The organism is Photorhabdus stackebrandtii (genome assembly GCF_011189495.1).
In the GTDB taxonomy this organism is placed as follows: Bacteria; Pseudomonadota; Gammaproteobacteria; order Enterobacterales; family Enterobacteriaceae; genus Photorhabdus; species Photorhabdus khanii.
Window position 1 is genome coordinate 109941 of the sequence record NZ_PUJV01000012.1, and the last position, 23261, is coordinate 133201.

General features: G+C 44.1%; 21 protein-coding genes, 1 tRNA gene and 1 pseudogene. 9 read left to right on the forward strand and 14 right to left on the reverse strand.

Annotation, left to right across the window (positions count from 1 at the left end):
- Nucleotides 1-81: 81 nt before the first annotated feature.
- Nucleotides 82-480 carry a Cu(I)-responsive transcriptional regulator gene (cueR, locus tag C5470_RS12345; protein WP_036842522.1) on the forward strand — a complete coding sequence of 133 codons (399 nt, stop codon included), beginning with the start codon at nt 82-84 and terminating at the stop codon, nt 478-480.
- Here cueR and C5470_RS12350 read toward each other — a convergent pair.
- The 5 genes from C5470_RS12350 to tesA all read right to left on the reverse strand — a co-directional run bounded on the left by C5470_RS12350 (nt 474) and on the right by tesA (nt 4268).
- The gene (locus C5470_RS12350; protein ID WP_036842524.1) at nt 474-929 is read right to left on the reverse strand and encodes an NfeD family protein; all 456 of its coding nucleotides are present in this window, start codon (nt 927-929) and stop codon (nt 474-476) included. The two genes, cueR and C5470_RS12350, sit on opposite strands and share 7 nt — an antisense overlap.
- 2 nt (nt 930-931) lie before the next feature.
- Nucleotides 932-1852 (reverse strand): SPFH domain-containing protein, encoded by a 921-nt coding sequence (locus C5470_RS12355; RefSeq protein ID WP_036842526.1) that lies wholly within the window; start codon nt 1850-1852, stop codon nt 932-934.
- Between the two features lie 22 nt (nt 1853-1874).
- Nucleotides 1875-2732, reverse strand: a complete 858-nt coding sequence (locus tag C5470_RS12360; RefSeq protein ID WP_166289418.1) for a co-chaperone YbbN — start codon at nt 2730-2732, stop codon at nt 1875-1877.
- A 67-nt stretch (nt 2733-2799) separates the two neighbouring features.
- Entirely contained in the window at nt 2800-3585 is a 786-nt protein-coding gene (locus tag C5470_RS12365) for an SDR family oxidoreductase (RefSeq protein WP_166289421.1), read from the reverse strand.
- Between the two features lie 50 nt (nt 3586-3635).
- A complete protein-coding gene (tesA, locus tag C5470_RS12370) occupies nt 3636-4268 on the reverse strand; it encodes a multifunctional acyl-CoA thioesterase I/protease I/lysophospholipase L1 (RefSeq protein ID WP_192903230.1) in 633 nt (210 codons plus the stop codon).
- Between tesA and ybbA the strand changes: the two genes are divergently transcribed.
- Complete coding sequence (ybbA, locus tag C5470_RS12375) at nt 4239-4925, forward strand: putative ABC transporter ATP-binding protein YbbA (RefSeq protein ID WP_166289424.1); 687 nt, start codon at nt 4239-4241, stop codon at nt 4923-4925. The two genes, tesA and ybbA, sit on opposite strands and share 30 nt — an antisense overlap.
- Nucleotides 4922-7354, forward strand: coding sequence for a putative ABC transporter permease subunit YbbP (gene ybbP, locus C5470_RS12380; RefSeq protein WP_166289427.1), 2433 nt, complete (start codon nt 4922-4924; stop codon nt 7352-7354). Before ybbA ends, ybbP begins: the two co-directional genes overlap by 4 nt.
- Before the next feature lie 105 nt (nt 7355-7459).
- Here ybbP and C5470_RS12385 read toward each other — a convergent pair whose 3' ends face one another.
- Genes C5470_RS12385 through C5470_RS12395 form a run of 3 tightly spaced genes read right to left on the reverse strand, consistent with a single transcriptional unit; the run spans nt 7460 to nt 10794 of the window.
- On the reverse strand, nt 7460-8518 hold the full coding sequence (locus C5470_RS12385; protein ID WP_242687953.1) for an LLM class flavin-dependent oxidoreductase: 1059 nt from the start codon (nt 8516-8518) through the stop codon (nt 7460-7462).
- Nucleotides 8519-8576: 58 nt separating this feature from the next.
- A complete protein-coding gene (locus tag C5470_RS12390) occupies nt 8577-9851 on the reverse strand; it encodes an MFS transporter (RefSeq protein WP_207626970.1) in 1275 nt (424 codons plus the stop codon).
- 55 nt (nt 9852-9906) lie between these two features.
- Entirely contained in the window at nt 9907-10794 is an 888-nt protein-coding gene (locus C5470_RS12395) for an outer membrane protein OmpK (RefSeq protein WP_339916539.1), read from the reverse strand.
- 894 nt (nt 10795-11688) lie between these two features.
- On the opposite strand from C5470_RS12395, the gene C5470_RS12400 reads away from it, so the two are divergent.
- Entirely contained in the window at nt 11689-12312 is a 624-nt protein-coding gene (locus tag C5470_RS12400; RefSeq protein ID WP_166289435.1) for a riboflavin synthase subunit alpha, read from the forward strand.
- Nucleotides 12313-12414: 102 nt separating this feature from the next.
- Here the strand turns inward: C5470_RS12400 and purK are convergent, their stop codons facing one another.
- From purK to ppiB, 4 genes are all read right to left on the reverse strand, one after another.
- Entirely contained in the window at nt 12415-13482 is a 1068-nt protein-coding gene (purK, locus tag C5470_RS12405; RefSeq protein WP_166289438.1) for a 5-(carboxyamino)imidazole ribonucleotide synthase, read from the reverse strand.
- Complete coding sequence (purE, locus tag C5470_RS12410) at nt 13479-14009, reverse strand: 5-(carboxyamino)imidazole ribonucleotide mutase (protein WP_166289441.1); 531 nt, start codon at nt 14007-14009, stop codon at nt 13479-13481. Before purE ends, purK begins: the two co-directional genes overlap by 4 nt.
- 146 nt (nt 14010-14155) lie before the next feature.
- Nucleotides 14156-14878, reverse strand: a complete 723-nt coding sequence (gene lpxH, locus C5470_RS12415; protein ID WP_166289444.1) for a UDP-2,3-diacylglucosamine diphosphatase — start codon at nt 14876-14878, stop codon at nt 14156-14158.
- A gap of 10 nt (nt 14879-14888) precedes the next feature.
- On the reverse strand, nt 14889-15383 hold the full coding sequence (ppiB, locus tag C5470_RS12420; protein ID WP_166289447.1) for a peptidylprolyl isomerase B: 495 nt from the start codon (nt 15381-15383) through the stop codon (nt 14889-14891).
- Between the two features lie 269 nt (nt 15384-15652).
- Between ppiB and cysS the strand changes: the two genes are divergently transcribed.
- On the forward strand, nt 15653-17038 hold the full coding sequence (cysS, locus tag C5470_RS12425; RefSeq protein WP_166289450.1) for a cysteine--tRNA ligase: 1386 nt from the start codon (nt 15653-15655) through the stop codon (nt 17036-17038).
- Nucleotides 17039-17107: 69 nt separating this feature from the next.
- Here cysS and ybcJ read toward each other — a convergent pair whose 3' ends face one another.
- Entirely contained in the window at nt 17108-17320 is a 213-nt protein-coding gene (ybcJ, locus tag C5470_RS12430) for a ribosome-associated protein YbcJ (protein WP_166289453.1), read from the reverse strand.
- Complete coding sequence (folD, locus tag C5470_RS12435; protein ID WP_166289456.1) at nt 17320-18195, reverse strand: bifunctional methylenetetrahydrofolate dehydrogenase/methenyltetrahydrofolate cyclohydrolase FolD; 876 nt, start codon at nt 18193-18195, stop codon at nt 17320-17322. Before folD ends, ybcJ begins: the two co-directional genes overlap by 1 nt.
- A 194-nt stretch (nt 18196-18389) precedes the next feature.
- On the opposite strand from folD, the gene C5470_RS12440 reads away from it, so the two are divergent.
- The 4 genes and pseudogenes from C5470_RS12440 (at nt 18390) to C5470_RS12455 (ending at nt 22941) form a co-directional block, all read left to right on the forward strand.
- Nucleotides 18390-18466, forward strand: a tRNA-Arg gene (locus C5470_RS12440).
- A gap of 165 nt (nt 18467-18631) precedes the next feature.
- Nucleotides 18632-19846 carry a tyrosine-type recombinase/integrase gene (locus C5470_RS12445; RefSeq protein ID WP_166289459.1) on the forward strand — a complete coding sequence of 405 codons (1215 nt, stop codon included), beginning with the start codon at nt 18632-18634 and terminating at the stop codon, nt 19844-19846.
- Between the two features lie 345 nt (nt 19847-20191).
- Entirely contained in the window at nt 20192-20398 is a 207-nt protein-coding gene (locus C5470_RS12450) for a helix-turn-helix transcriptional regulator (RefSeq protein ID WP_166289462.1), read from the forward strand.
- Nucleotides 20399-20607: 209 nt separating this feature from the next.
- Nucleotides 20608-22941: pseudogene (locus tag C5470_RS12455) on the forward strand (toprim domain-containing protein).
- Nucleotides 22942-23261 lie beyond the last annotated feature (320 nt).

Genomic DNA, 23261 nt, shown 5'->3' on the forward strand with positions numbered 1-23261 from the left:
TGATATCTACACAGTTCAAGTGAATTTCTGACTTGTTGCGAAGGTTAAACCTTCCCTCAAGGGTAAGGTCAAGGGGAAAAAATGAACATCAGTGAAATTGCCCAAAGAACCGGCCTGACCAGTAAAGCTATTCGGTTTTATGAAGAAAAGGATCTGATCACACCGCCGGAAAGAGGTGATAATGGCTACCGTTATTATCAGCAGAAACATATTGATGAGTTAACGCTGTTGCGTCAGGCGAAGCAGGTCGGTTTTACGCTTGAGGAGTGTCGTGAGTTTTTAGTGTTATTTCGAAATCCCAACCGTCACAGTGCCGATGTAAAAGCGGCAACGTTGCATAAAGTGGCTCAGATAGAAAAGACGATTAAAGAGTTACAGGAAATCAGAAGTAAGTTGTTAGCTTTGGCGGAAGAGTGCCCAGGAGATGATGGGGCGGCGTGCCCCATCATAGATCATTTGTCTGGTTGCTGTTCTCATTGAGAATCGACGGGTTTTACTTTCAGTGTAATGCCATCAACAGCGATGACTTCTACTTCGGTATTGGCGGGTAGTTCACTGTTACAATGAACTCGCCAGCTTCCATCAGCAAGCCTGATCCGGCTGTAACCATTTTCGGTATTCGCAATCAGTTTAGCCCGGGTACCGATGAGCTGGTGGTCTTTCTGGTTCAGCGTATCGCTGCCTTTTGACGGGCGGCTACGTAACCAGTAGCGCCATAGCACTGCAGAGAGCAGCGTCAGAGTTGCAAACAGAATACCTTGTAATTCCCAGTCTATTCCAGGTAGTAACCAGGTGATAAACGCAACAACGATAGCGGCTATACCGGTCCATAACAGATAGCCGCCGGTTCCCAGAAGCTCTGCGATTAACAGTAAACCGCCGAAAGAGAACCAAAGCCAGGTTGTTTGAGCCGCAATCTGTGCAATCATGGTTATTTACCTTTTTTGCTCTCGCCAATCAGTTCAGCAATACCACCAATAGCCCCCATAAGATTGCTGGCTTCCAGCGGCATCATAATCACCTTGCTGTTACCGGAGGCGCCAATACTGGTCAGTGCATCGGTATATTTCTGGGCAACAAAGTAGTTAATGGCTTGCATATTACCGTCAGAGATCGCGTCAGAAACCATTTTGGTTGCGCGAGCTTCTGCTTCAGCGGCACGCTCACGCGCTTCTGCCTGAAGGAACGCGGACTGACGTTCCCCTTCGGCTTTCAGAATCTGAGACTGTTTTTCACCTTCGGCTTTCAAAATCGCCGCCTGACGGATACCTTCCGCTTCCAGAATATCAGCACGTTTGGTACGTTCTGCTTTCATCTGGGCGTTCATGGCGGAAATTAATTCCTTCGGTGGGCGCACATCACGGATTTCAATACGGGTAATTTTCACGCCCCACGGGTTAGTGGCTTCATCAACAATATGCAATAGACGGCTGTTGATGGAATCACGCTGCGACAGCATTTCGTCCAGTTCCATTGAACCCAAAACGGTACGGAAGTTCGTCATAGTCAGGTTAATGATGGAGAGCTCAAGATTGCTGACTTCATAGGCGGCCCGAACAGGATCGACAACTTGAATAAAGCAGACTGCATCAATAGTCACATTGGCGTTATCGCGGGAAATAACTTCCTGTGAAGGAATATCCAGCACTTGTTCCATCATGTTAATCTTACGGCCAATGCGATCGATAAAAGGGATAATAATATGCAGGCCCGGTAATAAAGTCCGGGTATAACGGCCGAAGCGTTCTACCGTCCATTGATAACCCTGTGGCACTGTTTTTACGCAAGTAAATACAACCACCACTGCAATGAATATCAGAATAGGGACGGCACCAAAAGCAAATAAGTCCATAGCAATTCCTTAATCAAATAAATCAGTAAAGCAGCGAATAAACTTGGCGACGGTATTTCGACGCCAGAGTGTTACCGGTTCCCATTGCAGACATAATATCCATCATTGTTTTCCGTACTGCACCATTAGCGGCAGAAAGATCCTTTTTCAGGAAGCCCAATAATAGTTCCAAAGCTTCTTCATTACGGCTTACTTCATGCAATTTCAGAGCCAGCTTAACAGCCAGATCCGCATTTTCCGGTTGAGTGGAGAATTCCTGTTGCAATTGCTGGATCTCTGGTGTATCTGCTGCTTGCTTTTGTAACTCAATTTGAGCCAGTAAACTATGATAATGCGTGTCTTGATCCTGTAATGGGATAAGATTCAGAATTTCCTGAGCTTCTTCTATATTATTGAGCATAATTTGCACTTTGGTCAACATTAATGCAATTTCACTGTTTTTAGGGGCTAATTGCCAGGCTTCTTTTAACAGTGGCAGTGCTTCTTGGAGTTTTCCTTCCGCGATAAGTTCTTCGGCTTGGGCGGCTTTCAACTCTTCCGGCTTGGGCAATACGCGGGAAAGCATCTCTCTGATCGCATTTTCAGGTTGTGGCCCCTGAAAACCATCTACTGGTCGGCCTTGTTGCAGCATATAGACAGTAGGAATGGCCCGTAAGCCAAACTGTGAAGCGACCATTTGTTCTTTATCGCAATCTACTTTTGCCAATATAAATTGATCTGCATATTCTGCTGCCAGTTTATCCAGAATTACGCCCAATTCTTGACAGTGGGGGCTATGTTCAGACCAAAAATAAAATAAAACAGGTACAGTCATAGACTGTTCAACAGTTTGTTGCAGATTACTTTCGTTAACGTTAATTCCAGTTGTGGTTGATAGCATATAATTAGTCTCTTAAATTCGGTTGTCGTAGGGTCTTATTAAACAGATGAGGTTATTTTCCTGACTTTCAAGTTGTACCACTCTGTTTACTCAGTATTTTATCCATTAATCTTCCCGGCAAAATTCGGCGCATAATGGTTACCGCATGGGTTATCCAAGTAACCGGATAACGTAATCTAGGATTCGGACTTTCTAAAGCATGAATCAGTTTGCGCACAACGGCTTCGGGAGTCAGGGTGAAATGGCGGGCAATTCTAGAATTTACCACGGGTTTATCGCGTTGAGTCTGATTCACATTTTCTGCAAAACGTGTTTTTATCGGGCCAGGTACAATCAAGCAGGATTTAATTCCTGTTCCCGCCAATTCCATTCTTAATGCGTCTGACCATGCTTCTAAAGCATATTTACTGGCAGAATAAGCACCGCGGCCTGGGGTTGAAATCAGCCCCATGACTGAACTGGTTTGGATAATACGGCCTTCACCATGCAGTTGCATTGCTGGAAGTAATAAACAGGTAAGTTGATGTGTACCAAACAAATTGGTAGAGAATTGGCGTTCCAGTTGTTCACGGCTGATAGTATTTAGCGGGCCATAAATACCAAAGCCGCCATTATTAAACAGTCCGTAAAGGCGACCATTGGTTAATCGGATCACTTCGGCAGCGGCACGTTCGACACTGATTTTATCATCAAGATCCAGTTCGATAGGTTCCAGCCCCAATTCGCGCATATGTTGTAAATCCTCGGGCTTCCGGCAGGCGGCTAATACTCTGTAGCCCCGTTGATGGAGTGTTTTGGCCGCCACCAGACCAATTCCACTGGAACAGCCGGTGATAAGAACTGACTTTTGCATAACTTTACCTGCTTATATACATCAATTTGTAAAAACTGATGGTTTACTACTTAAGAATGATTAAGGTGTACTAATAATATGTCAGATATCCAGTCGGCGATAAACGGTTGAGCAGCCAGATTGGGATGTAATCCATCCTGTTGTACCCATTCTGGTTTAATAGCGACTTGTTCCATGTAAAACGGGAGCAGGGGAATTTGATTGTGTTCTGCCAGTTTGGGGTAAATCCCGGCAAAAGATTCGGTATAACGTCGCCCATAGTTTGGTGGCAGACGGATCTGCATCAATAAAGGCTGAATATTGGCTTGTTTCACTAAGGTGATGATTTGTTGCAGATCCTGTTCTGTTTGTTGTGGAGGAAAACCGCGTAATCCATCATTGGCGCCAAGTTCTATCAGGACCCAACGGGGTTTATGCTGTTTAAGTAATTCGGGCAGCCTTTCAAGGCCCTGAGCCGCGGTATTACCGCTGATGCTGCCGTTGATAACAGTGATTTTATTGCCGGATTTCTGCCACTTTTTGTCCATCAAAACAGGCCATGACTGTTCAACTGGCAGATGGTAACCGGCGCTAAGGCTATCACCTAGAATCAAAAGAGTATCAGCGGCAGTCGCTCTGGCGCTGAATAGCACCACCAGTAAAAGGAAGAGTAAATGGTAACGGGGAATATTCTTGAAGTTCAGCATCTCAGTAAGCACGTTGGTCAGGGGGAACATAGGATCACTATATTGCAGGGAGTCGGGTTGGTTGTCGAGCCTGCACAGACGATTGCTCTGGTGGGCGAATCGGGTTCCGGTAAATCCACGTTGCTTGGCATTATTGCCGGGTTGGATGATGGTAGTGACGGAGAGGTTCGGCTGCTGGGGCATAATTTAAGCCGGATGAATGAAGAACAAAGGGCACAACTGCGGGCTGAAAATGTTGGTTTTGTCTTTCAGTCATTTATGTTAATTCCGACGTTAAACGCATTGGAGAATGTCCAGCTTCCGGCTCTATTACGTGGTGAGTCGGAAAGTAGCAGCAAGAAACGGGCGGTTGAATTGCTTGAACAACTCGGATTGGGGAAGCGTTTAAAACATATGCCGGCACAACTTTCTGGTGGTGAGCAACAGAGAGTGGCGTTGGCACGGGCATTCAGCAGCCAACCCAAAATTTTGTTTGCTGACGAGCCAACAGGGAATCTGGATCGGCAAACGGGTGATCGTATTGCTGATTTACTGTTTTCTCTCAATCGTAATTATGCCACAACGTTAATTCTGGTCACTCATGACAGCCAGCTTGCGGCCCGCTGCCAACGTTGTTTGCGTTTGGTTGATGGCAAATTGAGGGAAGAAAAATGATTTGGCTCTGGTTTTGGCGCGAGTGGCGCACGCCTTCTTTATTGATTGTCTGGTTATCTCTGACGCTGGCAGTGGCTTGTGTGCTGGCATTAGGCAGGATCAGCGATCGTATTGATCAAAGTGTTCATTACCAGAGCCGGGATTTTCTGGCGGGTGATTTAGTTCTGCGAGCCTCTTATCCGGTAGATGAAGGATGGTTACAACAGGCGAAAAACCTTGGGTTAAAGTTGAGCCGCCAGCTCTCTTTCTCCACGATGACCTATGCTGGGGACATTCCTCAACTTGCCAGTGTCAAAGCTGCTGACAGTCACTATCCGTTATATGGTGAGCTGGAAACCCATCCTCCGGGTTTGAAAGCAGAAAAAGGCACGGTGCTGGTAGCACCTCGTTTGCTTGAACTGTTGAAAATTAAAGTTGGTGATAATCTGGATGTGGGGGATACCACGCTTAGAGTGAGTGGAGAATTAATTCAGGAGCCAGACAGTGGTTTCAATCCATTTCAGATTGCGCCACGGATTTTGATCAGTCTTGATGATGCGCAATCTACCGGCGCTATTCAGCCTGGTAGCCGTCTGACATACCGTTATATGTTTTCTGGTGATAAAGACGCGGTTTATCAATATCAACAGCTAATTGATCCTCAACTTAAGGCTGATCAGCGCTGGAATACCTTGAAACAGGATAGTGGCGCGTTAGCAAAATCTATTGATAGGGCACAGCAATTCTTGTTGTTATCGGCTTTACTTACATTATTACTTGCTGTCGCGGCGGTAGCTGTATCAATGACTCACTATTGCCGTAGCCGCTATGACTTGATTGCGGTGCTTAAAACACTGGGTGCGGGACGTTGGGCGTTACGTAAATGGGTGATTGGTCAATGGCTGGTGATATTGAGTGCGGCAGCACTGGTGGGGGCGCTTCTTGGATTGATGTTTGAATATCTGCTGGTGCAGATTCTAGCGGCTATGCTACCGAAGACGTTACCACAAGCGGGATTCTGGCCGTGGATATGGGCATTAGGGGCATTATCGGTTATCGCTTTGCTGGTGGGGATACGTCCGTACAAACAGTTAATGGCAACCCAACCATCAAGGGTACTGCGTGATGATATTATCGCGCCCATCTGGCCGTTGCGCTATTACCTGCCGTTGGTGGCGCTGGTGGTGATTAGCGGGCTGAGTCTGCTGGCTGAAACTAAGCCTATGTTATGGGCGTTACTTGCCGGCATGATGATTGTTGCGGTATCACTGGCTGTGCTCGGTTGGGGGGGATTGTGGTTATTGCGTCATCTGAAATTCCGTCAGCTCAGTTTTCGTCTGGCGGTTAACCGATTACTGCGGCAGCCATTTCAGACGGTAACTCAATTGGCTGCTTTCTCTTTATCATTTATGTTATTTGCTTTGTTGTTGGTAGTCAGGGGAGATTTGCTTGATCGCTGGCAACAACAACTGCCAGTGGACAGTCCAAACTATTTTCTGATTAATATGACTGGACAGCAAATTCCACAAGTGGAAAATTTGCTGGCTCAGTATCAGGTTAAACCCGCGGAATTCTATCCGGTGGTATTGGCCCGTTTGACGGAAATTAATGGTCAATCGGCGATAATGTGGGCAGATGCCAGAGAATCGGACAGCAACACTGTACGACGGGAATTGAACCTAACATGGAAAGAGGAATTGCCACCATTTAACACCTTGATAGAGGGTAACTGGCCACCCAAAGAGGATGAGGTTTCTATTGAGAAAGGTGTTGCTGAACGTTTGGCAATCAAAATCGGCGATAAATTGACATTCAGTGGCGATACGCAGCAATTCAGTGCCGCAGTAAGCAGTATCCGGCAGGTAGACTGGGAAAGTTTTCGGCCAAATTTTTTCTTCATTTTCCCAAAACGGGCATTGGAAAATCAGCAACAAACCTGGTTGACCAGTTTCCATTATCAAGGAGATGGCCGATTGCTAACCAGCCTTAATCGTCAGTTTCCAACGTTGAGCTTGCTTGATACCGGTGCGATGATTAAGCAAATTCAGGGTATTTTGCAGCAGGTAGGCAGGGCGTTGGAGGTCATGGTTGGGCTGGTTATGGTATGTGGCGCATTACTCCTGTTGGCTCAGGTTCAGGTAGGGATGCATCAACGACAACTTGAGTTGGTGGTTTACCGTACCTTGGGTGCCAGTAAGCCATTACTGCGCCGTACTCTCTGGAGTGAATTCGCTTTGCTTGGGCTAATGGCGGGTTTTACCGCGGCATTAGGTGCTGAAGTGGCGCTTTGGTTGTTGCAAACAAAAGTGTTTGATTTTCCATGGCAACCAGAGTGGCAAATGTGGCTCTTACTGCCAATCAGCGGCAGCCTGTTACTTTCGTCGTGTGGTAGTTGGCTGGGGATAAGATTGTTACGGGGAACGGGATTACACCGGCGGGTTCAGGGGTAAAAAGGCGATATTTGTAACATCCGGGGAATGGGTAAGATCGCCGATACGGGTGAACCCATTCCCAGGGAGATACGCCATATTATTTGCTGATCTGTTTATCGTTGTTTAAGCAAATTCGGCTCTAAGTTGTGGCAGGATTTTTGCGCCGAAAGTCGTGAGACCTTCGACATAATCAGGGAAGATTAACATAACGCCATCCAGCTCGCATTCACGCAGTAAATCTGACAATTGTCTGCGACAAGTTTCCGGGTTGCCGATAGCCGTGTGGGTCATAAAGGCATTTTGGGATCGTTCAACCATAGCATTGCTTTTTTCACCAACATCGACGCCGAAACTATGCATCATGCTTTTAACTGCGTCGATATCCAGGCCATCTCGATAGAACTGAGCCAGAGTTTCAGCTTCTTCATCTGTTTCGGCGCAGATAATCGTACACATACAAAAGGTCTTAGTGGTTGTACCGTATTCTGCCGCAATACGTTTGGCCGTTAGGCTTATTTGCTGTGTCTCTTCTTCATCCTTGCCACCAATGAAACACACATCAGTATTACGTACACTAAAGTGCAGTCCACGTTCTGATTGACCAGCACAGACCAAATAAGGACGTGGAACGGAAACAGGTTTAGGTTCAGAAACACAATTCTTCAAATTAAAGAACTCTCCTTGGTGATTAACCTGCTTCTCGCACCAAAGCCGTTTGATCAATTGGGTCCATTCTTCAGTCATTGCATAACGCTGATCGTGATCTAAATCACTATCCCATTCTCCCATTTGTTCAAATTCATCTTTGAATGAACCGGAGACAATATTCAACCCGGCGCGTCCATGACTAATCTGATCCAATGTGGCGATCATCTTAGCTGCCACGGCAGGATTATGCAGCCCAGCATGCATGGTCGCGATAAGTTTGGCATGATGAGTCACTTCAGCGATACCAGCCATCATCGTGACGGATTCCAGCGAACAACCCCAATGTTCCGTTTCACCGCCGAAGCCACGCCATTTACTCATGGACATAATGAAATCCAGACCAATTTGATCAGCCAGAACAGCGGCTTCACGGTTTTGTTGATAAGAAGCATCCAGTGGTGGTGTATTTTTAGAAATAATCCACCCACCTTTGGCTATGGGCAGAAATACACCGAATTCTTTTTTTGCCATCATTAATTCCTTGTTTTTATGTTGTAAGGAATACCTTTTCAGGTCCATTTTGTTTTGTAATTCAGTTAAGCAAAGTACTGTTATCAGAGTGTTTCTTCACTATTTGTGAAGGTGGTTGCATCGTGAATGTGATAATCAGAATGGTAAGCACGGGTATAGCGATAATGAAGAATGCGGGTGTAAAACTGCCTGAATAATCTTTAATCGCTCCTACCAGGAAAGGGGCGAAACATGCAATAGTGGAGATCAGGTTCACCACTGAGAACAATTCCAGGTAAGGCTTACGCCCAAAATAATTGAACAATAATAGGCTGGATGCCAGAAAGGTCATGCCATAACCGATGCCAATACATAAAGTAAACAGGATTAAAAATGTCCATGAAGAGGCAGCGCTTAGTGCGATAAGACCACAGATAATTATCGACAGACTACCGATAAGAAGCTTTTTGGGATCGAGCCATTCACCAACAGCTCCTCCGGCAAATCTTGAAAATGCATTGATAAAAGCCAAAATACTGAGCGAAGAAGCTGCAACAGACTCACTGAATCCATTTTCGGTGATATGGGCTACAGCAAAACTGTTAACGGTTATTCCGCACAGTAAGAAAGAGGTATAGGCTGCCGCAATGGCATAAAATTGCCAGGTTTGCAGTGCCTGCCGGGCATTCCAGATTTCCTTGGTGCGATAGATGCTGGAAGGGGGTTGATCTTGTTGATTTTTACTGACTTGTTCAGCATGGGCATTTTCCTTTTTGCCTTCGCGCATCACTAAAATAGTCAACAGGCTGAGCAGGGTCAGTAATACCCCGGAAATTGCCCAGTGCATGCGCCAGCTTCCCCAGAATACTGTTGCCAGGAAATAGATCCATGGACCAAGCACACCCCCTAATCCACCAATGGTGAAATAGATACCAAAGGCCAGCGACTGTTTTTCAAAAAGCCGGCTAATGACATAAGTTCCGGGAACGGTAGCCATAAGGCTAAAACCGATCCCCAGCAGCGTTGTGCCGGTGAAATAGGCGGTGATACTGTGGGTGTTGTAGAGAATGTAAAAACCGGTGATGAAAATTAGCGTACCGATTAGCAAAGTGGCCCGGACACTCGTATGGCGAATAAGCATCGCCGGAAGGTAACTGGACAGCCCACATGACAGGCCAAGTAAAGTGAATCCCAAACCTGCGTCAGTCCAACTCCAGTGTAATTCCTTGATCATGCTGGGTAACACAACGCCCAATGAGGTAAATGTCGTTGCGGTGACCAAAAAATAAACCAGACCCAAAAGTATCAGCAGGAGCCACTGATAAGTACGTCCGAACCTGTCATGTTGAATGGGCATCTTGACTCCATAATGGATAAAGGTCATCAAAAATTTCTGATATTTTATTTCGGTATCAGAAAAAACTATATCGAATAAAGATCCCGTAGCTAAATTGATCCGTTCGATAATAAGGGGTATCTTTTATTTTGTATTTATTTTTTATTGGATTCAGGACGATGCCAGTCCATAAGTGGCCTGGTTGATTGCCTAGGAATTTTCCTAAATCATAGTGCAACTCAGGTTTGAAATCGATAGTTTTGGGTTGTCCATGTAAGCCTAATGTATAATCGAAAGTCCCGACAACCCGAAAATCACCGAAACGATTATTGAAGGGAATTCCATAATCAATATGAATTCGCTGATCGTTCCAGTTCCCTTTGGCGTTATTCTCAAAATAAAAAATTGTACGTAACCAGCTAATCCAGTCTGCTTGCCAGTCAATGCTGATACCTGGGAAGTAGTCGTAATCTATACCTTTGGTTTTAGCAACCCATTGAGCGAACAGAATATCTTTTAACGGCCCAAAAGAAATGTCATTACCAGTCACTTTACTAAAGCTTACTCTCGGTACAAGTTTATAATAATAGGTGCTTTTGTCACCTGTATAATCGTTTTGCAGTGAATTTTGCCAAATACTATAGATGTACATATCTCCGACACTGTAGTCACCGAAAGCCTCTAAAATTGGTGAGATCGTTTTTTTGGGATCGACCCGGTTTTCAAATTGCATATAAAGGCTGGTATCAATAGATTGAAAATTAACGAAATCACTTGCCTGAGCTTGATTGATTACCGGTAGTAATAACAATATTGAAGATAATTTTCTCTGTTTTAATCTGGTGCTGATCCAATACCGGGTCATTGCCAGATAAGCGGCACAAGAAAATGGAGTAAATAGCCCTAAAGTGAAAAAGAACGGTGAGCAGCTTTTAGGATTGTGGGCTTTCCCGGAAAATAACACGAGGGTTCCCCTTTTCATACGTTATCGGACTAATAATGGCGATAGCATTGATCTAATGAGACGGTTTTGTCAAAGGGAGATTTGATTTTATTGATGAATGGTGAACTGTGTAGAAAAATAAGATTATTCTAACTTTAGTTATTTTTTAGTATCGCTAATATATTGATTATTTAATTAGCTAAGGTTTTTTTATTTAACTTTATGTTCCAGATTTGAAAGAATATTGTTAATTAATTGTTGCATGTAAATGTTTATGTAATTGTGACTTAGATCACTGAATTTTATGATTTTATTTATATTTATAAATAGTCATAGAAATGACAACATTGAATTAATATTTTATATATCATAGTGGAATTAAGGCTAAATAACGTTTCATAATTCTGCTACACACATCCATCTTCAACCTATTGTTATATATAGAATGATGAGTGGTATAAGATGTAGCACTATTTTGGAATTTTATTTAGTAGTGAATTACAATTTAAATATTGTAAATTGCTATGTAAAATATTTTATAAATATATACGTATTATTTTGTTAATGTTTTATAAGATATGGTGTGTTATTATTTTAAAAATATATAAATACAATTTTTTAATTATTATTCTCATTAATTTAAATTATAGATCTTATTTGATATTTAATTGTTTATTTAACATTAAAATCTCATAAACTTAACACAGTTATTTGATATAATTAAAAATTACTATAATGAATAACGCATTAAGTTTTTAACCCTTGATGTTTTTATTATATTGAAATCATAAACATATAAATTTTTTTGAAATAAGTCGTGATAATGCCATTAATAACTCTTTACCAGGAGTATATTTCAAGATAGCATAAAAGTTATTATTTAATGGGTTTTTTACTTAATATAACGGGGTAATTATGTATACTGGAATTGTGCAAGGAAAAGAAACAGTATTATCTCTTGATAAAAGAAATGGATTTAGCACATTGGCTATAAGTAATATTAACCATTTCTTTGACGATGTTTTTGTGGGCGCGAGTGTTGCTATTAATGGCACATGCTTGACTGTGACGCAATTTAAAAATGATATTGTTTCTTTTGATATTTCAGATTTTACTTCTGACGTGACCACATTAAAATTTTTAGATGTGGGAGATAAAGTTAATATTGAAAGATCACATCAAATGCATAAAGAAAATGGCGGGCATAGTCTATATGGGCATATTGAGGGAGTAGCAAAAGTCGTTGATTTTATCGAAACTGGAGAAACCTATCAATTAATTATTAGTATTCCTGAAGATAATATCAAATATTTTTTTCATAAAGGTTTTATTGGTCTTCATGGTTGTAGTTTAACAATAAATGGCATAAATGAAGAAAATAAAATCATAGAATTGAATTTAATTCCGGAAACATTAAGGTTGACTAATCTTGGTAATATTAAAATTGGCGATTTACTGAATTATGAAATAGATCAAACAACAAGAACTATTGTAGATACTGTATCCAGAGCTATTAATGCTAATAAATTAATGCAATAATCAAAGGAATATAAAAGAATTCGGAAAGAGTGGGAATGTGGAGCGGTAAATTATTTTATTTTCGCTTCCACATTTAACTCAGGGCTATTAGATGATAAGCAGCTAATTTAATTTTTCCTGCACCCACTCCAGACCGCTCTGATACTCAGGTGGCAGCATTGGGATTAGTTTTTGCAACGTATTTTTTAATTCATTTTTATTTGAATGAGAAAGATTAAGGTGACCAACCTTACGCGCCGGACGAACTTCTTTCTCATACCAATGCAAGTGTACTAATGGCAAACTGAGCCATTGGTTATTTACCTCTGTGCCAATCAGATTAACCATGACTGAGGGCGCAGTAACTTCTGGGTAAGGCATAGGTAAATCCAGAATAGCGCGAAGGTGTAATTCAAATTGGCTGATGGAAGCACCGTTTTGAGTCCAGTGACCACTATTGTGAACCCGTGGCGCCAGCTCATTAATCAGTAAATGATCATCGACGATAAAACACTCCATTGCCATTACGCCGACATATTTCAGCTCATGCATAATGGCTGACAACATGTTCTGGGCCTGCTGTTGTAAATGGCAGTTTTCCTGAGGAAAGGCAATACTGGCCCGCAGAATGCCATCTTGATGCAGATTGTGAGTCAATGGATAGAACACACAATCACCACTTTCATTGCGTGCACCTACCAATGACACTTCACCAGAGAAAGGAATCGCTTGTTCGGCAATACATTCACCATAAATATCGGTCGGTAACGCTGTTTCATCTCCGGGGTGGATGCGCCATTGTCCACGGCCATCGTAACCGCCGATACGGCGTTTAACGATGACGAAATGGCCGAGTTTTGCAAATAGTTGTGGCCATTGGCGGATATCAGACAGTAAGTGCCACGGAGCAGTTGCAAGCCCAAGGCTATCTATTAATTGCTTTTGTGGCAGACGATCTGCCAGACGGGGAAAAATATCCCGATTAGCAAAAGCCTTATGGCGGGCGAGTTCTTGGGTGAGGGCGGTTTCCGGCCAGCGCTCAATTTCGGCGGTGATAACACTATTTTGGTAAGGAACAGCTTCGGGTTCTGCATCCAGGCCAACCGGATAAACCATGATACCTAAAGGTTCACCCGCCTGACGTAACATCCGGCCGAGCTGACCATTACCTAATACACAAACTGGCTTCATGCTTCCTCCCGTGGATCGGGATTATCGAGTACATCCTGAGTTTGTGTTTCACGCCAACAGGTAAGGTGTTTCAGCAAATCTTTATCATGACGGGCCAGAATCTGTGCTGCCAGCAGAGCTGCGTTTGCCGCGCCGGCTTTCCCAATTGCAAGTGTGCCGACGGGAATGCCTCTTGGCATTTGTACGATTGAATAGAGGCTGTCTACACCATTAAGTGCCGCACTTTGTACGGGTACGCCTAGGATCGGCACCAGTGTTTTCGCTGCCAGCATTCCGGGTAAATGGGCAGCACCACCTGCGCCAGCGATAATGACATCAAAACCATTTTGTTCAGCCTGTTCGGCAAAACTGAATAGTTTATCTGGTGTACGATGGGCAGAAACAATTTCAACATGGAAGGGGACATTAAGGGAGGTGAGAATATCCGCCGCGTGCTGCATAGTCGCCCAGTCGCTTTTAGACCCCATAACGATGGCAATTTTGGCGTTGTGTTGAGTTGTTCCTGCTGAATCAGGCCGGGCAGTCATAAATCAAATGCTCCTGTGTTTTAACGTCCACCAGAACGAAAATAGCGCTTTAAAGCGGCGAATCATATCATGCTCATAAGCTAAGGAAAACGATTGCGTTGATTTATCCTTCGTTATGATACTTGGATATGAGTATCTCTCATTAATCAGAATGGGAAGAAGATAAGATCAGTTGATTCGCCCGTTACTTTGAACATTGATCCTTGGTGATGCCATGCACCAAGCACACCGCGGTAAACTATTTTGTTATGCAAAGGAATTTCATGTACAGCAGGACGGTGAGTATGCCCATGTATTATCCAGTCAGCTTGGTACTGCTCAAAAACATCAATAACGGCTTGCTGATTGACATCCATAATTGCTTCGGATTTTCTGTTGTTAACAGATTGGCTGTTTGCTCGCATTTTTTCGGCGATTTTCTGGCGGATAAACAGAGGTAATAATAAAAACAGGCGCTGGATCCACGGGGTATGTACCCGTTTACGATATTGTTGATAACCTTCGTCATCAGTGCACAAAGTATCTCCGTGTAAGATAAGCACCCGCTTACCATACAGTTCCACTATTTTTTCCTGTGGTAACAGTATCATTCCGCTTTCTTCAGCAAAGCGGGAACCGATAAGAAAATCACGATTACCATGGATAAAATAACAAGTAATGCCTTGTTTTTTTAGTGTTTTTAATGCGGTGGCAATTTCATAGTGGAGAGGATTGTGATCATCATCGCCAATCCAGTAATCGAACAGATCACCGAGAATATAGAGACTATCCGCCTGAATAGCATCCTCACGCAGAAAGCGTAGAAAACCGGCAGTGATTGCCGGTTCGTGTTCGCTGAGATGTAAATCTGCGATAAAAAGTGTGCACATACGTAGTAAATTACTCGCTGACGGTCACTTTTTCGATGATAACGTCTTCGCGTGGTACGTCTTGGTGCATGCCGCTGCGGCCGGTAGATACGCTTTTGATTTTATCAACAACATCCATACCTTCGACCACTTCTGCAAATACGCAGTAACCCCAGCCATCAGGACGCTCAGAACGGAAGTTCAGGAAATCATTATCAACAACATTGACGAAGAACTGTGCAGTCGCGGAGTGTGGATCATTGGTACGTGCCATAGCCAGAGTGCCACGATTGTTTTTCAGACCATTATTGGCTTCGTTTTTGATAGCCGCGTCAGTCGATTTTTGTTTCATACCAGGTTCAAACCCACCACCTTGAATCATGAAACCGTTAATAACACGGTGGAAGATAGTGTTATCGTAGAAGTTATTGCGGCAGTAGTTCAAGAAATTTTCAACAGTTACAGGAGCTTTGTCAGCGAAAGTATTAATTACGATATCGCCAAAATTGGTATGGAAAGTCACCATAATTGAAATCCTAATAATAGTTTTGATTAACCCGGTTTAGGGCATTTGGACCAGGCGGCTTTTATATCACATCTACCATAATGAGTCAGTACCTATTAATTTCAGTAAGCTATCTTGCTCGTCAACCTTGCAAAGCGCTTAATATCAGGTTTCAATATCTTATTGGACTATGCCATATCGAGAACTTATTTATGAGATAAGGACATAAATCCAGAATTATCAATTCGTTATTTTTAATCACGCGTACAGTGAATTTACGGAAAATCCCGATGCTAAAAATTTTCAATACCCTCAGTCGCCAGAAAGAAGAATTTAAGCCAATCCATCCAGGAAAAGTAGGGATGTACGTGTGTGGTATTACGATTTATGACCTGTGCCATATTGGTCACGGTAGAACATTTGTTTCCTTTGATGTGGTTGCCCGTTACCTGCGCTATCTGGGATACGATTTGACCTATGTGCGCAACGTGACCGATGTTGATGATAAAATCATCAAGCGTGCGGCGGAAAACTGTGAAAGTTGCGATGAGCTGACCAGTCGTATGCTGGCAGAAATGCATAAAGATTTTGATGTGCTGAATATTTTACGTCCTGACTTGGAACCACATGCGACTCGTCATATCTCAGAGATTATTGAACTGACAGAATCGTTGATAAAACGTGATCATGCTTATGTGGCAGATAATGGTGATGTTATGTTTTCCGTCGAGAGTGATCCGGATTACGGATCACTTTCCCGTCAGGATCTCAGCCAGTTACAAGCAGGTGCACGAGTAGAAGTGGCCGATGCCAAGCGTAACCCGATGGATTTCGTATTGTGGAAAATGTCTAAGTCAGGTGAACCAAGCTGGGAATCTCCGTGGGGAGCCGGTCGTCCTGGTTGGCATATTGAATGTTCTGCAATGAACAACAAACAGCTAGGTAATCATTTTGATATTCATGGTGGTGGTGCTGATCTCATGTTTCCGCATCATGAAAATGAAATTGCTCAGTCTACCTGTGCCCATGATGGCCCGTATGTGAATTATTGGATGCATTCTGGAATGGTGATGGTGGATAAAGAGAAGATGTCTAAATCGCTGAACAACTTCTTTACTATCCGTGACGTACTGGAATATTACGATGCGGAGACGGTACGTTACTTCCTGCTATCAGGCCATTATCGCAGTCAGCTTAACTACACTGAAGAAAACCTGAAACAGGCGCGTACTGCGCTTGAACGTTTATATACTTCTCTGCGTGGTACGGATGCGTCTGTACAGCCAGCAGGTGGTGAAATGTTTGAGGCGCGTTTCAAGGAAGCGATGGATGATGATTTCAATACGCCAGAGGCTTATTCGGTACTGTTTGACATAGCACGTGAAATCAACCGCCTGAAATCAGAAAATATGGCTGAGGCGAATGGCCTGGCGGCTGAGTTACGTAAATTGGCCGGCATTTTAGGTTTGTTGGAACAAGAGCCGGAACAATTTCTGCACAATGGTGTTCAGGCTGATGATGAAGAAATTGCCAAAATCGAAGTGCTGATTAAGCAGCGTAATGATGCTCGTCAAAACAAAGATTGGGCGCTGGCAGATGCTGCCCGTAATCAGTTGAATGAGATGGGGATTGAGTTGGAAGACGGCCCGCAGGGAACTAGTTGGCGTCGTAAGTAAGTTAGATATATTTTTAGTCACTGGGCTGGCTTTATAAAATAGGCTCCCTTTTGGTGGAGCCTATTTTAGTTATTCTTTGATGCAAACAGAGTCACCGTTGAAGGTAACAACCTGTCCGGCAGTAATTTTGCAGCGTTTTCGCGTCTCTGTCTGACCATTGACTTCAATCAGACCTTCAGCAATAACCGCTTTGGCGGCAGCACCGCTTTCACTCCATCCTTGAAATTTCAGCAGATCACACAGCTCCACATGAGGATGGCCTTCTAAAGAAAAAATTTCCATTAACAACCTTCTGTTTTTTCCACGTTGTGGTATTCCTCGCAGGCTTGCAAGGTATTCTGGATAAGAGTGGCTACAGTCATTGGCCCAACACCACCTGGAACAGGCGAAATCCAGCTAGCCCGCTCTGATGCGGTTTCAAAATCAACATCACCAATGACTTTACCGTCTTCCAGACGGTTAATGCCTACATCAATAACGATAGCGCCTGGTTTAATCCATTCGCCGGGGATAAAGTTTGGTTTACCGACAGCCACAATCAGCAGATCCGCATGTTCCACATGGTGACGTAAATCTTTGGTAAAGCGGTGAGTAACTGTGGTGGTACAGCCAGCCAGTAACAGTTCCAGGCTCATTGGACGACCAACAATATTTGAAGCGCCGATAATGACGGCATTTAGGCCATAAGTATTAATTTCGCAGCGTTCAAGCAACGTTGCGATACCACGCGGAGTACAGGGGCGCAGTTTTGGAGCGCGTTGACACAGACGGCCAATATTATAGGGATGGAAGCCATCAACATCCTTATCAGGTTGGATACGTTCCAGAACTTTGACATTGTCGATACCGGCAGGCAAAGGGAGCTGCACCAGAATTCCATCAATTTCTGAATCGTTATTGAGCTGATCGATAAGGTTCAGTAACTCTGCTTCACTGGTAGTATCTGGCAGATCATAAGAACGGGAAACAAACCCGACTTCTTCGCAGGCACGGCGTTTGCTTGCGACATAAATCTGAGAAGCGGGATTTTCCCCTACTAAAACAACGGCAAGACCGGGAGCACGTTTTCCCGCTGCGACACGTTGTTGAACACGTTCTGCGACTTCTCTTCTGATTGTCTGCGCAATCGTTTTCCCGTCAATAATTTTTGCTGACATGTACTAATAAATCCATAAATCAAACATTGGGATACCGCCTATTTTGTCAGAACATGAGCGTGCTGTCAGTTTTATTGATAATCAGAAAATAGACAAATGAGATTTATAAGCAGAAAAGCCATTGACTCAAAGGCTTGTCCCCGTATAATCTCACCCGCGTCAAAGCATTATAGATACAGCTCATCTCCCAAAATGCGCCCTTAGCTCAGCTGGATAGAGCAACGGCCTTCTAAGCCGTAGGTCACAGGTTCGAATCCTGTAGGGCGTGCCATCCTTTAATATCTTAACGTCTTTCGAAGTCCACAAAACCCCACTAAATACGCATTGTTAGCCTTTTTTCGTTCTTCTGTAGTCCAGTCAGGTAGGTTGAAATCCACGATCTTATGGGGGTATATTTAGGGGTACGTTCAGGTTCAATGAAGTGAGATACCCCCAGATGAAGCTAACAGCCCGACAGGTGGACACTGCAAAGCCGAAAGAAAAACCTTATAAACTTGCAGATGGTGGCGGACTATACCTATTGGTTAACCCTAATGGAGCTCGCTATTGGCGGTTGAAGTACCGGATCGTAGGCAAAGAAAAATTACTCGCATTAGGGGTATATCCTGATATCTCCCTCGCAGAAGCAAGAACCAAGAGAAACGAAGCCCGGCGGACGCTATCGGATGGTCATGATCCGATAGAGGAAAAGAAAGCTGAAAAAATCGCTAAAGCTTTTGTGGTCAGCAATAGTTTTGAATCCATAGCTATTGAGTGGCACGAGCATAAACGCCCTAATTGGTCAAAAGGATATGCCGAAGACATTCTGGAATATTTGAAAAAAGATATCTTCCCGTATATTGGTAAACGTGCTGTTACCGAGATTAAACCCGCCGAAATGTTGGCTGTTCTCCGAAAAATGGAGCAACGCGGTGTTTTGGATAAATTGAAAAAAACCAGACAGGCCTGTCGGCAAATTTTCACCTATGCCGTTATTACAGGGCGGGCTGAGTTCAATCCCGTTACTGATCTTGCCAGCGCACTTAAAGCACCGAAGCAAAAACACTTTCCACATCTTTTAGCCGACCAAATGAATGAATTCCTCATCGCCTTGGCGGGCTATAGCGGAAGCGAAGTGACTCAGTCCGCGACACGTTTATTGATGCTTACTGGTGTGCGTACCATCGAATTAAGAGAATCAGAATGGACTGAATTCGATTTCGATAAGGATATCTGGCAGATACCTGCTGAGCGAATGAAAATGCGCCGCCCTCACATCGTTCCGCTATCTAATCAGGTTAAAGCCATTCTTATCAAACTGCACTCTATTACAGGGCGTGGAAAATACGTTTTCCCCGGCCGCAATGATGCGGGTAAACCGATGAGCGAGGCCGCCATTAATCAGGTTATTAAACGCATTGGCTATGATGGCAGGGCAACCGGCCACGGCTTCCGCCATACCATAAGTACTATCCTGCATGAACAAGGCTATAACACCGCATGGATTGAAACTCAGCTTGCCCATGTTGATAAGAACAGCATCCGGGGAACCTACAACCACGCCCAATATCTGGAAGGTCGCAGAGAAATGCTGCAATGGTATGCGGATCATATGGAGATGCTGGAACGCGGTGAAAATGTGCTAATTGGAAAATTTGGCAAAAGGGCATAAAGAGGCGATGATTTTTCACACACCTGTGCCCGGGGCACAAGAGCCTGTTTTTCATACAACTTAAGATGTGTGGTGATTTTTTATTCTGTGTTGGCAGTGCCAACAAAGTTATTTTTTTATACAGAACATGGATGATGGATGTTGACTGTGTTGGAGGCTCCAACAGTGACTGATTTTCATACAGCATACAATTGGGGGGCTGATACTCCCTATAAACCGATAAATTTTACAAATGGAGTAAACAATTAACGCTGTTCATTTAATCTTGCTTTTTAAATAATCCGCCTGTCATCAAACAACGTCCACGATGAGCGCTCAAGGACTCGGTAACAGGAGATAAAGAATATGACAATGATAGCACCGAAAGAAAATCTTATTCGTTTGCCCGAAGTTCAGCGTAGAACGGGTTATAGCAAGGCGTGGATCTACAAACTGATTAGCGATGGGGCATTCCCGAAACAAATTAAACTCGGCACCCGTTCCATCGCGTTTATTGAATCAGAAATTGATCACTGGATTGCGCAGCGTATCGCAGGATCACGGGCGGCATAGCACAGAAAAGAACATAAGAAACAGAATATAAAAAAGCAACGCCCCAGTGTGCGACGAACACAACTGAGGCGTCTGACCAACAACCGTTATACGAGGTAACGATGATGGCTGATATACAGCATACCCAAACTCACCCTAAATTTACACATTCAGATAAAACCCGTAGCCAAAAACCGCTCGATCTGATCCAGACCGTGAAAAAATCCGCCATGTATCATTGGGAAAATCTGCTGCCTGCCTGTGGTATTGATATTCCGGCAAAAGACAAGCATGGTGCCTGCCCGATTTGTGGCGGCACTGACCGTTTTCACTTTATTGATGATCACCATCATGGCAACTGGTATTGTCGCCAGTGTGACATGCCGAACTACGGAGATGGGCTGGATTTGGTGGCAAGAACCAAAGGAATTTCTATTACTGAGGCGGCGAAAATCGTTGCGAACGTACTGGCATTACCTTTGCCCGAACCCAAACCAGCCAGAAAAACCATTCAAACAACACAACCTATAGCTGAAAGAGTGGCAGCTCTGATGTCGCAGACAGTTGCTGGACATTCTCCCTATTTGACTGCAAAAGGGCTGCATTGCCCTAATCAGAGATTGTTGGCCGATAATTCGACAGTGTTGCGACTCGCAACACTGGACAAAAAAGTAACAGGCGCGCAGCTCATCAAACCGGATGGTGAGAAAAAATTACTCACCGGCAGCCAGAAGAAAGGCGCGTTTATTCCTTTATCAACGCTGGAAGAGAACCCTGATACCGTCATCATTACCGAAGGTTACGCCACGGCACTCACTGTTAACCAACTCTGTAACGGCGCTGTTCTGGCAGCACTGGACGCAGGCAATCTGTTCTTCGTTGCTCAATTAGTCAGGGAACGCTGGCCGGACACAAAAATCATTATTGCCGCAGATAACGATTGGCATTATCCCGATGAGTTGGATAAAAACGGTAAACCGAAAGTGAATACCGGCAAAATTTCGGCAGAAAAAGCGGCTATTGCAGTGAATGGCTGGATCACGTTACCACCGACAGAACATAAAGCCGATTGGGATGATTATCGCCAACAACACGGTGTAGAAACGGCAAAGCTGGCGTTTGCTCAAGGGCTTTATCAACCGGCACCTATAGCGAAAAAAGCTGCGATTCAGCCCAATGATGCCGAATCGTCAAAACTAACATTATGTCAGATGGGAGCCAGTCAGCGAGGAGAAGTGTTACTGGCACGTTATGACGGTGATTTGGCATTGGATGGCGCTTCGGAAACCGTTCATCACTATGGTGGTATTATCTGGTGTCCGGTCAGTAACCGCGATTTACAGCGGGAAATGGTGGCGGCTTTTATGGAAGAAAAAATGCCGTACTCACCGCACGGTATCAGCGCTGCCGTGGATGCACTGAAATTACAGCTTCCTATGATGAACTCGCCAGAGCGCCATTTAATCGGGTTCCGTAATGGCGTGTTTGATTTGAAAATCGGCCAGTTCCGGCCTCATCACAAACATGACTGGTTATTGCTCGCGAATGATGTTGAATTCAATTCCCCCGTTTCGGGGGAAACCCTGCAAAGCCATTCCCCCCGATTCTGGAATTGGCTCAGCCGAGCAACTGCACACTGTGAAAATAAAGCAGAAAGAGTACTAGCCGCACTGTTTATGGTGCTGGCGAATCGTTATGACTGGCAGTTATTTCTGGAAGTCACCGGTGCCGGAGGAAGTGGCAAAAGCATCTTTGCTGAAATCTGCATGATGCTGGCAGGCAAAGGGAATACCGTTTCTGCCAGTATGGCCGCACTGGAAAACCCACGGGAGCGAGCGCTGATTGTCGGGTATTCGTTGATTATCCTGCCCGACCAGACCCGCTATGTAGGCGATGGTTCCGGCATCAAGGCCATTACAGGCGGGGATTAAGTTGCTATTGATCCGAAGCACAAACAGCCTTATTCAACCCGTATTCCTGCTGTGGTACTGGCGGTGAACAATAACGCCATGAGCTTCAGTGATCGCAGTGGCGGAGTGTCGCGGCGTCGGGTGATTTTCAACTTCTCCGAAGTCGTGCCGGAAAACGAACGCGATCCGCTTCTGCGGGACAAAATCGCGGCAGAACTGCCTATCATTATCCGGCAACTGCTTCATCGGTTTGCTGATCCACAAACTGCAAGGCGTTTACTGGCAGAGCAACAAAAATCCGAAGAAGCACTGGATATTAAACGCGGTATAGATCCACTGGTGGATTTTTGCGGTTATTTGGTGGCTTCCAATGAAGCCGATGGTCTGTTAATCGGCAATGCGGAAATTGTGCCGTTCAATCCCCGTAAATATCTTTATCACACCTACCTTGCCTATATGAAAGGCAACAACCTGAATAAACCGGTTTCTGTGACCCGATTCGGTATGGATATGCCCGGCGCACTGGCAGAGTACAACCAGCATTACTTGCGTAAGAAAAGCAAACAGGGCATTCGCAGCAATCTGAGTCTGAATATCGATACGGCCATCGAATGGCTGCCGAAACTGACAAGGGATAACCTGCCAGAAGAATAATTTTTTTCACCTCTGATAAAGATTTCCTAAAAATATAAAAAAGTGTTCACCACTATTCATCCTGTAATTTAAATCAGATATATCAATGCATTATGGGGTGAATAGTTATTTTAAAACTGTTCACAAGTCTTCACCCTTGTTCACCTTTTTCTGGTTTGACGGTGAAGGGTTGGGTGAAGAGTTGTGATGAGTCTGATTCCAACTCATCACCCTTTAACAATATGAATTTAAATAAAAATATTTAGAGGTGAACAGGGTGAACAGTTTTATTCCTAATTCTTTAACAGGGAGGGGGTTAAATAAAAAGGATTTTTCTGGCG

Bases quoted from the DNA above. Each gene is read 5' to 3' on its own strand.
- cueR (WP_036842522.1), top strand. From the start codon at position 82: ATGAACATCAGTGAAATTGCCCAAAGAACCGGCCTGACCAGTAAAGCT.
- C5470_RS12350 (WP_036842524.1), bottom strand. From the start codon at position 929: ATGATTGCACAGATTGCGGCTCAAACAACCTGGCTTTGGTTCTCTTTC.
- C5470_RS12355 (WP_036842526.1), bottom strand. From the start codon at position 1,852: ATGGACTTATTTGCTTTTGGTGCCGTCCCTATTCTGATATTCATTGCA.
- C5470_RS12360 (WP_166289418.1), bottom strand. From the start codon at position 2,732: ATGCTATCAACCACAACTGGAATTAACGTTAACGAAAGTAATCTGCAA.
- C5470_RS12365 (WP_166289421.1), bottom strand. From the start codon at position 3,585: ATGCAAAAGTCAGTTCTTATCACCGGCTGTTCCAGTGGAATTGGTCTG.
- ybbA (WP_166289424.1), top strand. From the start codon at position 4,239: ATGGTAACGGGGAATATTCTTGAAGTTCAGCATCTCAGTAAGCACGTT.
- ybbP (WP_166289427.1), top strand. From the start codon at position 4,922: ATGATTTGGCTCTGGTTTTGGCGCGAGTGGCGCACGCCTTCTTTATTG.
- C5470_RS12385 (WP_242687953.1), bottom strand. From the start codon at position 8,518: ATGATGGCAAAAAAAGAATTCGGTGTATTTCTGCCCATAGCCAAAGGT.
- C5470_RS12390 (WP_207626970.1), bottom strand. From the start codon at position 9,851: ATGCCCATTCAACATGACAGGTTCGGACGTACTTATCAGTGGCTCCTG.
- C5470_RS12400 (WP_166289435.1), top strand. From the start codon at position 11,689: ATGTATACTGGAATTGTGCAAGGAAAAGAAACAGTATTATCTCTTGAT.
- purK (WP_166289438.1), bottom strand. From the start codon at position 13,482: ATGAAGCCAGTTTGTGTATTAGGTAATGGTCAGCTCGGCCGGATGTTA.
- purE (WP_166289441.1), bottom strand. From the start codon at position 14,009: ATGACTGCCCGGCCTGATTCAGCAGGAACAACTCAACACAACGCCAAA.
- lpxH (WP_166289444.1), bottom strand. From the start codon at position 14,878: ATGTGCACACTTTTTATCGCAGATTTACATCTCAGCGAACACGAACCG.
- ppiB (WP_166289447.1), bottom strand. From the start codon at position 15,383: ATGGTGACTTTCCATACCAATTTTGGCGATATCGTAATTAATACTTTC.
- cysS (WP_166289450.1), top strand. From the start codon at position 15,653: ATGCTAAAAATTTTCAATACCCTCAGTCGCCAGAAAGAAGAATTTAAG.
- ybcJ (WP_166289453.1), bottom strand. From the start codon at position 17,320: ATGGAAATTTTTTCTTTAGAAGGCCATCCTCATGTGGAGCTGTGTGAT.
- folD (WP_166289456.1), bottom strand. From the start codon at position 18,195: ATGTCAGCAAAAATTATTGACGGGAAAACGATTGCGCAGACAATCAGA.
- C5470_RS12445 (WP_166289459.1), top strand. From the start codon at position 18,632: ATGAAGCTAACAGCCCGACAGGTGGACACTGCAAAGCCGAAAGAAAAA.
- C5470_RS12450 (WP_166289462.1), top strand. From the start codon at position 20,192: ATGACAATGATAGCACCGAAAGAAAATCTTATTCGTTTGCCCGAAGTT.